The sequence below is a fragment of the Marinomonas sp. ABL3_031 genome, assembly GCF_056161265.1.
In genome coordinates, this window is record NZ_JBSWYU010000001.1 from 1 (window position 1) to 13497 (window position 13497).

11 protein-coding genes and 2 rRNA genes are annotated in these 13497 nt (G+C 45.9%); 5 read left to right on the forward strand and 8 right to left on the reverse strand.

Annotation, left to right across the window (positions count from 1 at the left end; translation table 11 throughout):
* Window positions 1-78: ribosomal RNA gene (locus ACXAH2_RS00005) — 23S ribosomal RNA — on the forward strand; the annotation flags it as partial.
* Window positions 79-313: 235 nt separating this feature from the next.
* Window positions 314-428, forward strand: a 5S ribosomal RNA gene (rrf, locus tag ACXAH2_RS00010).
* Window positions 429-627: 199 nt separating this feature from the next.
* Here the strand turns inward: rrf and ACXAH2_RS00015 are convergent.
* Window positions 628-1587 (reverse strand): class 1 fructose-bisphosphatase, encoded by a 960-nt coding sequence (locus ACXAH2_RS00015; RefSeq protein ID WP_475075626.1) that lies wholly within the window; start codon window positions 1585-1587, stop codon window positions 628-630.
* A 150-nt stretch (window positions 1588-1737) separates the two neighbouring features.
* Window positions 1738-2412, reverse strand: coding sequence for a ribose-5-phosphate isomerase RpiA (rpiA, locus tag ACXAH2_RS00020; RefSeq protein ID WP_475075628.1), 675 nt, complete (start codon window positions 2410-2412; stop codon window positions 1738-1740).
* 277 nt (window positions 2413-2689) lie between these two features.
* Between rpiA and ilvA the strand changes: the two genes are divergently transcribed.
* From ilvA to ACXAH2_RS00035, 3 genes are all read left to right on the forward strand, one after another.
* Window positions 2690-4195 (forward strand): threonine ammonia-lyase, biosynthetic, encoded by a 1506-nt coding sequence (ilvA, locus tag ACXAH2_RS00025; RefSeq protein WP_475075630.1) that lies wholly within the window; start codon window positions 2690-2692, stop codon window positions 4193-4195.
* Window positions 4196-4332: 137 nt separating this feature from the next.
* On the forward strand, window positions 4333-6066 hold the full coding sequence (gene argS, locus ACXAH2_RS00030; RefSeq protein ID WP_475075631.1) for an arginine--tRNA ligase: 1734 nt from the start codon (window positions 4333-4335) through the stop codon (window positions 6064-6066).
* 124 nt (window positions 6067-6190) lie between these two features.
* On the forward strand, window positions 6191-7162 hold the full coding sequence (locus ACXAH2_RS00035; RefSeq protein WP_475075633.1) for an asparaginase domain-containing protein: 972 nt from the start codon (window positions 6191-6193) through the stop codon (window positions 7160-7162).
* A 91-nt stretch (window positions 7163-7253) separates the two neighbouring features.
* Here ACXAH2_RS00035 and ACXAH2_RS00040 read toward each other — a convergent pair whose 3' ends face one another.
* The 6 genes from ACXAH2_RS00040 to ACXAH2_RS00065 form a co-directional block, all read right to left on the reverse strand.
* Window positions 7254-7877 (reverse strand): ubiquinone biosynthesis accessory factor UbiJ, encoded by a 624-nt coding sequence (locus ACXAH2_RS00040; protein ID WP_475075634.1) that lies wholly within the window; start codon window positions 7875-7877, stop codon window positions 7254-7256.
* A gap of 32 nt (window positions 7878-7909) precedes the next feature.
* Complete coding sequence (locus ACXAH2_RS00045) at window positions 7910-8287, reverse strand: gamma-butyrobetaine hydroxylase family protein (protein ID WP_475075636.1); 378 nt, start codon at window positions 8285-8287, stop codon at window positions 7910-7912.
* Window positions 8288-8351: 64 nt separating this feature from the next.
* Window positions 8352-9677, reverse strand: coding sequence for an ATP-dependent protease ATPase subunit HslU (hslU, locus tag ACXAH2_RS00050; protein WP_475075639.1), 1326 nt, complete (start codon window positions 9675-9677; stop codon window positions 8352-8354).
* Between the two features lie 37 nt (window positions 9678-9714).
* The gene (hslV, locus tag ACXAH2_RS00055) at window positions 9715-10266 is read right to left on the reverse strand and encodes an ATP-dependent protease subunit HslV (protein WP_475075641.1); all 552 of its coding nucleotides are present in this window, start codon (window positions 10264-10266) and stop codon (window positions 9715-9717) included.
* 99 nt (window positions 10267-10365) lie between these two features.
* On the reverse strand, window positions 10366-11004 hold the full coding sequence (locus ACXAH2_RS00060; RefSeq protein ID WP_475075643.1) for an SPOR domain-containing protein: 639 nt from the start codon (window positions 11002-11004) through the stop codon (window positions 10366-10368).
* A 49-nt stretch (window positions 11005-11053) separates the two neighbouring features.
* Window positions 11054-13285 (reverse strand): primosomal protein N', encoded by a 2232-nt coding sequence (locus tag ACXAH2_RS00065; protein WP_475075644.1) that lies wholly within the window; start codon window positions 13283-13285, stop codon window positions 11054-11056.
* Between the last annotated feature and the right edge of the window lie 212 nt (window positions 13286-13497).

Sequence of the window (13497 nt, forward strand, 5' to 3'; positions counted from 1 at the left end):
GGACGTTGATAGGTTGGGTGTGTAAGTGCTGTGAGGCATTGAGCTAACCAATACTAATTGCTCGTGAGGCTTGACCATATAACACCAAAGTAGTTTTACTGGATAATGAAGAAAATCATTACCAGGCACATAGATTACGATAACTGAAATTGTTCCTGACAATTTTCAGCATTTCCTCCATCTATGGAGGTCCTGGTTTAACACTTGATCCAGGTTATTTCAAAATGAATTGTTAAAGATCCAAGCAACGTATTCGCGTGTTTTGGTAGAAGAGTAGAAGAGCTCAAACCAGAACGATACGCCAACCGAATTGCTTGACGATCATAGAGGCGTTGAACCACCTGATCCCATCCCGAACTCAGCAGTGAAAAGCGCCATCGCCGATGGTAGTGTGGGAGATCCCATGTGAGAGTAGGTCGTCGTCAAGCTTTAAACATAAGAAGCCCTGATAGGACAGCCTGTCAGGGCTTTTTTACGTCTATAGGAACGTCAAACTACACCTCGTTTGATAGCGGTCGTGCCTCCCTTGTCAAACCTACGGTTTTGTATGAAATGGATATAAAAAAACGGAGCTTATGCTCCGTTTTATTCACAAATCTGTTCAAATGCTAATGTCGTGGCTGAGTGTTAATAACTTAAGCATTTATCCACTTCATTTGCCGCTCCAAGAATCACGGCGACGCGTTGGTGAATGCCCTCTGGTTGGATATCAAGGATACGTTGAGTGTGCGTGTGCGCTTTGCCGCCTGCTTGTTCTATCAACATAGCCATAGGGTTGGCTTCATACATAAGGCGAAGTTTACCGGCACGGTTTGGTGTTTTGCTGTCCCATGGATAGATAAAGATACCACCACGACATAAAATACGATGCACATCCCCTACCATAGCGGCGACCCAACGCATGTTAAAGTCTTTCTCTCTTGTGCCGCTTGAGCCAGCGACAAGGTCGCTGACATAGGTTTGGGTTGCGGCTGACCAAAAACGTTGGTTGGACATATTAATAGCAAATTCTTGCGTATCTGCAGCCACTTCGACCTTATTTTGCGTCAGGATAAATTCATGCTTCTCAGGGTCTAAGGTGAACATCTGCACGCCTTGGCCTGTAGTCAGGATGAGCATGCAAGATGGGCCGTAAAGCACGTAACCGGCAGCAACTTGTTCTGTCCCAGGCTTTAAGAAGCTCTGTTCTGTCGCGGCGGTTTCGCCAGTGTCATGGTAAATGGAGAAGATGGTTCCAACCATAGCATTGATATCAATGTTGGATGAGCCGTCCAGCGGGTCAAAAGCGATTAGATATTGTCCTTGTGTGTTAGCAGGAACAATATCGTCTTCCTCTTCTGAGGCAATGGCCCGAACATCTGAACACTTCAGTAATGCTTCTTTGAGCATATTATTGGAGATGATATCCAATTTTTTTTGTTCTTCTCCTTGCACGTTTTCATTACCCGCAACGCCAAGAATACCCGCCAGAGAGCCTTTGTGCAGTGCTTTGCAGATGTCGATGCAAGTATCGGTTGTGACGCTAAGAAGGTTTTGCAGCGCGTTTGGAGTAGATGAATTCGCCAAAACGTGAGCTAAATTGTGCATGATCAGACCTATCCTTATTATTTTGAGGGTGGTGAAATGATACCGTTTTCGATTTTTGGTGCCAGTTTAGACTAAAAAATAGCCTGTATTATAAAGGAGTAAACCTTCTCAGATACGTCAGTTACTTTATAGGGTAACTGACGACCTTAGTTAGGCTTTGCGTAGGGTTTTAACACCTTGCTGTGTGCCTAACAATAGAACATCGGCCGCGCGATCGGCAAACAAGCCATTGGTCACCACTCCGACAATACTATTGATCTGTGCTTCTAATTTAATCGGATCAAGAATCTTCATATTGTAGACGTCTAGAATGCAATTGCCGTTGTCAGTGACGATACCTTCACGATAAACCGGATCACCGCCTAGCTTTACCAGCTCACGAGCAACATAGCTACGAGCCATTGGAATCACTTCTACTGGCAGAGGGAAATCGCCCAACACATCGACTAGTTTGGATTCGTCAGCAATACAAACGAACTCTTCGCTGCAAGCGGCAACAATCTTCTCTCGAGTTAATGCTGCACCGCCGCCTTTAATGAGATAAAGGTGATGGTTGGATTCATCTGCTCCGTCCACGTAAACGCGAATATTGCCAACGCTGTTTAGATCATAAACAGGAATGCCATGTTTTTTTAAACGCTCGGCAGACGCTTCTGAGCTGGCAACTGTGCCGTCAAAGTCGTGTTTGTGCTTGGCTAATTCATCAATAAATAAGTTGGAAGTGGAGCCTGTACCGACACCGACTATGGTATCACTCTCTAGTAAAGGCAGAATGTAATTCACGGCCGCTTCGGCAACGGCTTGTTTTAGCTCATCTTGAGTCATGAGGGGCGCTCTTAGTTATCGTTTTAATGGTAATTTGAACTCACTCTTATGGTAAGTTTCCTCTGATGGTGGGGACATTATATGCCCTTATTCTTAAGCTTGTTAACTGTGCTTTGTACGGAACTGAAAATTATATTGGCTATTTCGCAGATTCCATGGCTTGCGGCTTTACGTGCGTTGTAGCGAACAGGTATATTTCGGGGTTCAATTTTATAACTTGCTGCTCTTTCATTAAGCGTACAAGTCTTATTCTGACGAAGGTTTTCTGGGAATTATTATGCCTCACACCATTATTAAAAAGATTCTACAGGCACGCGTCTATGACGTTGCTGTAGAAACACCACTGTCTCGTGCCAATCAGTTATCAAATCGATTAGGCAACGAGATTATTTTGAAGCGAGAAGATTTACAGCCTGTTTTCTCATTCAAAATTCGTGGGGCATACAACAAAATTTGTCAGTTAACAGATGCAGAAAGAGCCAAAGGTGTGATTGCCGCGTCAGCGGGAAACCACGCCCAAGGCCTTGCTTTAGCAGCGAAAAAACTGGGCATACAAGCGACCATTGTGATGCCTGCGACTACACCAGATGTAAAAGTCAGTGCGGTACGTAATCATGGGGCTGAAGTGGTCTTATTCGGGGATGCGTTTGATGAAGCGTCGGCTAAATCGAAAGAGATTATGGCGCAAACCGGTCAAACCTATGTGCATCCATTTGACGATGTAGACACCATTGCTGGTCAAGGCACCATAGGCATGGAAATTTTGCATCAACATGAAGGGCCAATTGATGCCATCTTTATCCCTGTCGGCGGTGGTGGCCTGATCGCGGGGGTTGCTGCTTATGTTAAATATTTACGCCCTGATATTAAAATCATCGGCGTAGAGCCTGAAGATGCGGCTTGTCTGAAAGTCGCGATGGATAAGGGTGAGCCAACGCGTCTGGCACAGGTGGGCATCTTTGCGGAAGGGGTGGCGGTTGCGGAAATTGGTCAAAACACCTTCGCTATCGCCAAAGACACGGTTGATGAAGTCATCACAGTGACCACAGATGAAATGTGTGCTGCCATCAAAGATATATATGATGATACCCGAGCTATTACTGAACCGGCTGGCGCTTGTGCCTTAGCGGGTTTGAAAAAATACATCGAAAGAGAGAATGCACAAGGTCAAACCTTGATCGCCATTAACAGTGGTGCCAATGTTAACTTTGACCGCTTACGTCATGTGTCTGAACGCGCTGAATTAGGTGAAAAGCGCGAAGCCATTATTGCGGTGAAAATTCCTGAATCGCCAGGCAGTTTTAAAGATTTTTGTCAGGCTTTGGTTGGTCGAAATATTACGGAATTTAACTATCGGTATGGTGATGATGATCAAGCGGTGATTTTTGTCGGTGTGGGATTAGGTGGTAGTCCTCACAGTCGAGAAGAATTGCTTGATGATTTGAAAGAATATGAAATTGTTGATCTTACCGATGATGAGACGGCTAAAGTACATGTTCGTCATATGATTGGTGGCCATTTGCGCAGTAGCAAAGGGGAGTTGCTGTATAGCTTTGAGTTCCCTGAAAGACCTGGTGCTTTGCTGAAGTTCCTTAACACTTTAGGCGGACAATGGAATATTTCCATGTTTCATTATCGAAATCACGGCGATGCTTATGGTCGTGTTTTGGTGGGCTTGCAGGCGGTGGGAGAAGAAACCGACGTGACTCATTATTTGGATGAGTTAGGCTATCCATATCAAGATGAAAATAATAACCCAGCTTGCCAGTTGTTCTTTCGCTAATAAAGTGAAAATCGGTTATTATTAGGCCATCTACTTTCTAATGAAACCCTCTGCCGAACTTGTGTAACAAGATTGACAGAGGGTTTGTGATTTTGATGTGTTCACTTTGAGCACATGCATTGTTTAAAGGTTTCCAAGTGAATATTCAAACGCTTCTAAATCAACGTATTCAAGCGGCCATGGCCGCAGCGGGTGCGCCTGAAACAGCGCCGGCACTGACGCGTCAATCGGCGAAAGTCCAATTTGGTGATTACCAAGCAAATGGCATCATGGGCGTAGCGAAAAGCCTAAAAATGAACCCTCGTGAATTGGCGCAAAAAGTCGTCGATGGTTTGGACTTATCTGATATTGCAGAAAAAGTCGAAATTGCGGGGCCTGGTTTTATTAATATCTTTTTGAAAAATGCTTGGCTAGGCAAAGAGCTAATGGCGCTGCGTCAAAGCGACCGTCTGGATGTGCCTGAAGTCAGTGCGCCAGAAACCGTTGTGGTGGATTATTCGTCGCCTAATTTGGCCAAAGAAATGCACGTAGGTCATCTGCGTTCCACCGTGATTGGTGATGCGGTGGTGCGTACTCTGGAGTTCTTAGGTCATCGAGTGGTTCGTCAAAACCATGTGGGTGACTGGGGCACTCAATTTGGTATGTTGTTGGCATACATGGAACGCTTACGTTCCGAACAAGCTGAAATCAGTATGGCTTTATCGGACTTAGAGACTTTCTACCGCGCGGCGAAGAACTGTTTTGATGAGGATGAAACCTTTGCTAACCGTGCCCGTGAACTCGTGGTAGCGCTGCAATCAGGTGATAAAGATTGCTTGGCCTTGTGGGATGAGTTTATCGACATCTCTCTGACACACTGTGAAGAAACCTACAAAATGTTGGGTGTTTCGTTAGAGCGTCAGCATGTAATGCCAGAAAGTGCTTACAACGATGACTTGCAAAATGTGGTTAACGAGCTGCAAGAGCAAGGTCTATTAAAAGAAGACCAAGGTGCACAGTGCGTGTTCTTGGAAGAGTTCGCCAACAAAGACGGTGAAATTACGCCGATTATAGTGCAGAAAACGGGCGGTGGTTTCCTATATTCGACCACCGATCTAGCGGCGGTACGTTTTCGTCAACATACCTTGCAAGCCAATCGTGTGTTGTATTTTGTCGATGCTCGTCAATCATTACATTTTCAGCAAATTTTCACCTTGTCTCGTAAGGCGGGCTTTGTAAAACCGGAAACTCAGTTGGAACACATGCCATTTGGTACCGTTATGGGCAGTGATGGCAAGCCATTCAAAACGCGTTCCGGCGGAGTGGCTAAGTTGTCTTCTTTGCTAGAGGAAGCGCAAGAGCGTGCTTATCAATTGGTCGCATCGAAGAACCCTGAGATGAGCGAAGAGGAGCTGCGTAACATTGGTCGTGTGGTGGGGATTGCGTCAGTAAAATACGCTGACTTATCGAAAAACCGTACCAGTGATTATGTTTTTAACTGGGACACCATGTTGAGCTTTGAAGGTAATACCGCGCCTTACTTGTTGTACGCTTATTCCCGTGTTGCCAGCATTGTGAAACGTTCTGAGATGGACATTGCATCTTTAACGGGTGACATTAAAGTCGAAGCCAGCCAAGAGCGTGCTTTGGCAGTGAAACTTTGTCAGTTTGAAGAAGCAATGCAGCAAGTTGCGAACGAAGGTATGCCTCACTTCTTGTGTGCTTACTTGTATGAGCTAGCGGGTACTTTCATGAGCTTCTATGAAGCTTGTCCGATTTTGAATGCAGAGGAAGAGGTGAAAAACAGTCGCCTACAATTGGCGCTGAATACTGCATCTACTTTGAAGTTGGGCTTATCCTTATTGGGTATTGAGACCTTAGAGCGCATGTAATTTAGGCGAAGATTGGATTTGAAAGGCGCTTTTCCTCGGTTTAGCGCCTTTTTTCTTTGCGATGGGGCCTGGCTTGGATCAAATGAAACCTGCTTCCTGCGCAGAGAAATATTAGGGGAACCAGATGAAAATATACATAGCTTATACGGGTGGTACGATCGGTATGGTGCCATCAGAGCAGGGATTAGCGCCGGATAGCGCGTTTGCGCCAGCATTGTTATCACAGCTCAATAATATGTCAGACATGGCTCATGAATTTGAGATTCACAGTTACCCTGAGTTGATCGATTCATCCAATGCCACGGTAAAAGACTGGCAAACCATTGCTCAGGATATTCATACTCGTTGGCAGGATTTTGATGCCTTTATCGTACTTCATGGCACTGACACTATGGCTTACACCTCGGCTGCGCTAAGTCTGATGTTTGAAAACAGTGCCAAGCCCATTGTGGTCACTGGTTCTCAGGTGCCTATGTACCAATCCAGAAGTGATGCCATGAACAACGTATTAGGCGCTATTTCCGCCTGTGAATCAGTTGCTCAAGGTGTGTTCTTATTCTTTGCCGGACGCCTCATTGAAGGTGATTGTGCGCACAAATCCCATACCAGTGATTGGCAAGCATTCTCATCGCCTAATCGCGCTGAGCGAGGCATTTTAGGCATTGATTGGCGATGGCGAGAAGGGCCAGTGAATGAAGTTTCCGGTGAGATACGGATTCCTGACATGCAATCTGGTGCGGTGACGCTATTGCCTGTGTTTCCCGGGGTAAAGGCATCCCATTGGCAAGCTTTACTCGACGAGCAAGTAAAAGGGGCGGTATTGCTTAGCTATGGCGCGGGTAATGCACCGGATAAAGATGCTGAGCTCTTGTCCGTATTACATCAAGCCAATGAGCGTGGCGTGGTGATCGTCAATGTCAGCCAATGTGGTGCGGGCAGTGTTGCCGCTGGCGCGTATGCGGCGGGTTCGGCCTTGGTTAACGCTGGTGTAATTTCTGGGCAAGCCATGACCTATGAAGCGGCGTTTGCCAAACTGCATTTTTTAATCGGTTTAGGCCATAGTGCTGAGCAGATCAAGCTGGCTTTTGACGATTAAGGTTTCTTGTGTAAAGGATGCATTGTGAAATACCTGTCATGTGTTACATGAGTGTTAAGGCACAAGCTATCAAGTAGGTAATCATTAGCTCTTAGCGGTTTTTGTTTTCCTGCATTCTTAATCTTGCTTCAAAGCGATCCAATTGAGTACCAAATTGCTCTAGTTGATCAATGAAAGCCTCTACTTCTATTTTGCTGGGCAGTAATTGACTATTGGATTGTAGATGTTGCACCAGTTGCATACGCGCCGTTGTGGCAAAATTTTTGCTCCATGACCATTGAGCGCGTAACAAGCGCGCTAAAGCTGCGGCGGGCAGGTCACCAAGGTGATCCGCTAATAAGCCTTCCCAATCCAGCTCAAAGTTTTCCATTACCTTGTGCAAGGTCATGAGGGTTTGAGCATTACCTTGAATGCGTAAGTCTCCGTCAAAGAAACCATCGCCTTCGAGCAATTTACGATACGCTGAGCTGGGTCCTTGTACTAAAGTATCCAGTTTGGGATTCAGCTCAATCTCGTCCAAAGAGTCTGGCTTGTGCAGCATGACGCCTTGTTCAAGTATGTGTACCTGCAGAATCAAAGCAAAGTCTTCTACATACAGAAATACTTGTTGACCAGCTATTTTGCTTAGTCTTTGTTGTGAGGGAACGTCTTGTTGTAGCGCAAGGTTGATGCCATGTTCGATGGCGCTAATGGCTGACAAGCTAAGTGAGCTCATGCAAGTGTCCTGATGTTGGCGGTAACCTAATATTACAGCTGGTGGATTTGAATGACGGAAGTGTCCCGCGTCTTGCCTTCTTTTTCAAGGCGATCTAAATACATTTGCCAAAGCTCAACCTGATTAGAACCCAGTTTGTGCAAGTATTCCCAAGTAAAAAGACCGGAATCATGGCCATCATCAAAACTGATTTTTAACGCATAGTTACCGGCACCTTCGATGTTCTGAATGGCAACGTTTTTCTTGCCGTACTGAAGTATCGGCATCTGTAATCCATGACCACGTACTTCGGCAGAAGGTGAGTGGACGCGCAAATACTCTGCACTTAAGCGAAAGCTTTGACCATTTGAAAAGGCTAATTCCAGTTCACGAGACTGCTTGTGGTAATGAATTTTTGTTGGTGTGAGCATGATGTTGACTCTAAATAATAAGGCGAACCACGAAAGCGTGGTTCGCACTAATTCAGCCCTAAGCTTACAGAATGTATTGGCTTAGATCTTCGTCTTTGGCAACTTCACCTAAGTGCTCGTCAACGTAGGTAGCTGTGATGTCAACTTGCTGACCTTCAGGCATATCACAAGCAGAATAAGACACTTCTTCCAGTAAACGTTCAAGCACAGTATGTAAGCGACGCGCGCCAATGTTCTCGACCGTTTCGTTGACCTGACAAGCAATTTCGGCAATACGGGTAATGCCTTCGTCAGTAAAGTTTAGATCGATGTTTTCGGTTTTTGCGAGTGCAACGTATTGTTTAGTGAGAGACGCGTTAGGCTCTACCAAAATGCGTTTGAAGTCATCTACAGTCAAAGCATCTAGTTCAACACGAATGGGTAAACGACCTTGCAATTCCGGAATCAAATCCGATGGCTTGGTTAGATGGAAGGCGCCAGACGCAATAAACAAGATATGATCGGTTTTGATCATGCCGTATTTGGTGTTGACGGTACAACCTTCTACCAAAGGCAATAAATCACGTTGCACACCCTCGCGAGACACTTCTCCGCTGGTGCGTTCTGAGCTTTTGGCTACTTTATCAATTTCATCTAAGAAGACGATGCCATTTTGTTCAACTGCTTCCACTGCACGGGCTTTTAATTCGTCTTCATTGACCAGTTTGCCCGCTTCTTCATCACGTACTTGGCGTAAGGCGTCTTTGACTTTCAGTTTGCGCTTCTTGGTTTTGTTGGAACCAAAGCTTGAGAACATGTTTTGTAGCTGGCTGGTCATTTCTTCCATGCCAGGTGGCGTCATAATTTCCACCCCAACAGGGGCTTCTGCTACATCAATGTCGATTTCTTTGTCGTCTAATTGACCTTCGCGTAATTTCTTACGGAAAATCTGACGAGTATTGCTCTCGCTATTGAGTTCAGGGTCACCGCCACGAGCAGGAGGAAGTAAGGCATCCAGAATACGATCTTCAGCCGCATCTTCCGCTTTGTGGCGTAATTTCTCGGTTTCTTGCTCACGCAACATCTTGATGGCCATTTCCACTAAATCACGAATAATGGATTCCACATCGCGACCAACATAGCCAACTTCGGTGAATTTAGTGGCTTCAATCTTGATGAAAGGCGCATTGGACAGTTTTGCCAAACGACGGGCGATTTCGGTTTTACCCACACCGGTTGGGCCAATCATCAGAATGTTTTTTGGCGTCACTTCGGCGCGCATATCTTCTGGCAATTGCATACGACGCCAGCGATTACGTAGGGCAATGGCGACGGCTCGCTTGGCCTTTTGCTGGCCGATAATGTGATTGTCTAAGGCGTTAACCGTCTCTCTTGGGGTCATGCTGCTCATGAAATTATCTCTTAAAAGGTGTCTAATAGCGGTTGAGTTAAACGGATTTGTCTTCCAGCTTGGCTTCAACGGCGATTTCTTCAATGGTGAGGTTGTGGTTAGTGAATACGCAGATGTCCGCAGCGATGTTCAAGCTTTTTTCCACTATCTCTTTGGCTGATAAGTCTGTGTTGTCAATTAAAGCACGTGCTGCGGCTTCAGCGAAGTTACCGCCCGAACCTATGGCTAAAGCACCATGTTGTGGTTCCACGACGTCCCCAGTACCTGTGATGATTAGAGTACTTTCTTGATTTGCCACAATCAACATGGCTTCTAATTTGCGCAGGGCGCGATCCGAGCGCCAATCTTTGGCAAGATCAACGGCAGCGCGGACTAGATGGCCTTGGTGTTTTTCCAATTGTCCTTCAAAACGTTCGAATAAGGTGAAGGCATCGGCGGTGCCACCGGCAAAGCCAGCAATGACTTCACCATGATATAAACGGCGGACTTTACGAGCGTTGCCCTTCATTACCGTATTACCAAGTGATACTTGTCCATCGCCACCTACGACGACTTGGTTGCCTTTGCGTACAGTTAGAATCGTTGTCATGCTTTACTCCAATTTCGATTCTAACGAAATGGGGGCTGACAATAAGATTTCAAGCGTGAAGGGGAGATTGCTGAGATCATTCCAGCACCTCCCGAGAGGTTATGGCTCTTTCTTGACAGTATAAGAGAAGGAAGAGATGTCCATCGACACCAGTTTATCTTCGGCACGGTTCATTTTAGATCGAGACACATAGGGTCCTAGAATGACACGATACCAAGGGCGACCATCTTGGCCTGTGGTTTGACGAATATTGGTTTCTACTAAGCCAGATAAAATTAACTTGGCACGCAAGCGATCGGCATCGTCAGCGTTTCGAAAAGACGCCGCTTGTAGCATGTAATAGAAATCTTGCTCACCGCGAGGTGTCGACTGATAAGCATCAACATGGCTGGTATCGACTTCGCTATCCTGTAAAATCTGATAAAACTCAAAGTTGTCTTTTTTCGCTGTTGTCGTGGTTTGTTCGACCGGTTTCGCTTTTTTGACAGGTTTAGGTTTGGCTTTTTCCACTACCTTGGCTTTTGCAGGTTTCGCTGTCTTTGGTGTTTGCTTGGCTTTAGCGGCTTCTGTATTTACCTGACTCAGCTGAGTTAACGCATAGATGAAAGCAAATAAAACGGCTGGAATGAGTAACCATAGCCACCAAGGGGTTTTTCGTTTAGCAGGCGGTGGCGTACGACGAGTCGCGCCTTTCTTCGGACGGCTACCTTTGCTGGCGATGTAAAATGGCTTAAACATATCGGTTTTTGGGTACTCAAATCATTAGGTGCACATTATGCGTTGTCGACTAGTAAGTTTCCAGTGGATCAACGTCGATTGCGAAACGCATTTTATGCTGTTTTGTCGCCTGTTCCAACCAATGAGTGATGACTTGTGTGGCTTGGTGCAGAGGCCCTCGTTGAGAGGATTTTAAGGAAATCAATGCACGATGCTGCCCAGCTTTGCGTACTATGATGGCTGCATAAGGCCCAACCCAATAGACATCATTGGGTAACATGGGGGCTAAATCGTTTTTCATCGCATGCAAAAACTGCATGGCTTCTTGTTCATTAGCGGATTCGGCACGCACGATCACTTGATGATAAAAAGGTGGCAAAGACAAGGATTTCCGCTCGGCCAGTCCTTCAATGGCAAAGTGTTCATAGCCTGCATCACATAAGCATTCTATGGCAGCATGTTCTGGATGATAGGTTTGTAGCAATACATGTCCAGGCTTTTTCGCACGCCCGGCACGACCAGCCACTTGGGTGATAAGCTGTGCTGTGCGCTCCATGCCGCGAAAATCCGACGAGAATAACCCAGCATCCGCGTCCATAATAATCACCAAGGTGACATTGGGGAAATGATGGCCTTTGGCCAGCATTTGAGTGCCAATTAAAATGGCTTGATCATGTTCATGAATTTTTTGCGTTAGCTTGGCCATCGACGTTTTGCCTTGCGTGCTGTCACGATCAATGCGCAACACGGGCGTATCTTTAAACAAATTGCTTAATTGGGTTTCTAGCTGCTCGGTGCCTTCGCCAACAGTGAAAAGTTCATCGCTTTGGCAATCAGGACACTGATAGATTAGGGCTTTTTGTGCGTCACAATGGTGGCAATGTAGTTTGTTGGCACGTTTGTGTACGGTCAGATTAACATCACAATGATCGCACGTAGCAATCCAACCACATTGGTGGCACATCAGTGTTGGCGCATAGCCACGACGATTGAGAAAAATCAGTACCTGTTCTTTTCTGGCCAAAGTTTGCTTGATATTGGCTAATGCTGTTTCACTAAAACCGTGGACTAATGACTGACCTCTAAGGTCAACACGTTCCATAACTGGTGGTTTCGCATCTCCCGCTCGGTGACGTAATTTGAGCCAAGAAAATCGATGTTGCAACGCATTAGCAAGACTTTCGTAGGAAGGTGTGGCTGACGCCAACAATACTGGAATGTTTCTATTTTGCGCACGTTTGACCGCTAAATCGCGGGCATGGTAGCGAAATTTTTCATGTTGTTTGTAGGAGGCGTCGTGCTCTTCATCGATCACGATTAGTCCCAAATTGGGCGCAGGAACAAATACCGCGGAGCGTGTGCCTATAATGATTTTAGCGTGACCGTTGGCGGCTAATAACCAAGCGTCTAAGCGTTCTCTGTCGTTCATATTGGAGTGCATTAACACGATATCGGTATTAAACCGCACTTCAAAGCGCTTTAAGGTTTGTGGTGTAAGGCCAATTTCAGGCACCATCACCAGCACTTGTTGATCGTTATTAACATACTGCTCAATCAAGCGTAGAAAGACTTCGGTTTTCCCGCTGCCTGTCACACCATCGAGCAAAGCGACATGAAAGTGGTCTTTGTGTTGTTGCAGAGTGTCAATGGCTCGGCTTTGTTCAGAATTGAGTGTGGGTGGAACTTGTGTCTGGTGTGTATGTCTTTCACCGGCTTTATTAAAAGCACGCGGCTCTCTTCTTACTAGGCCTTTTTCTTCTAATGTTTTGCCGGCCGCATGAGCCAAATCCAATACCGCAGCGGCTTGTTGGCTTAAACCATTTGGATGCTGTTGTACAGCTTTAAGAAAGTCTTGCTGTCGTGGTGCTCGGCTCAGTTGGGCAAGGTCATAGCTTTGTCCTAGGTCGGTAGTGAACCACCAATTTTCGGTGCGAAATTCCGCGTTCTCTCCTTTTCGAAGTAATACAGGTAAAGCATGAAAAATCACATCGCCAATGGGGTGGTGATAGTAGCGAGCAGCCCACAAACACAATGACATTAGCTCTTCAGTAAGTACTGGTGCTTTGTCATGTAATGAAGTAAGTGGCTTAACCTCATCAGGATTCCAATCGCTCTGCTGACTTAATGAAACTATCACCCCGATGCGACTGCTTTTGCCAAAAGGCACTTTGACGCGCATGCCAGGTTTTAATTCGTGACGTAGGGCGATGGCTTTGGGAACTTTATAGTCGAACAGGGTGCGCAATGGCACTGGTAGAGCCACTTTAATGTAGGGAGACTGAGTTAGTAGTTGCTCTTGCATCTGCTCTGTTAAGCCTTGTTTAGTAAGGAAAAATATTCTCCAATCTTGTGTAGGTTAAGTGTACGCTAGATTAAGGGCGATACGCGAGTAAGAAATTTATCGTAAAAGCACCACAAAGGGCTTGATGAATTGACAATTGATCCCTAGAATACGCGGTTCTTGGTACCACTGTACAATGTCTGTACAACGAATCGTGCGGTGCTTGACGAGGC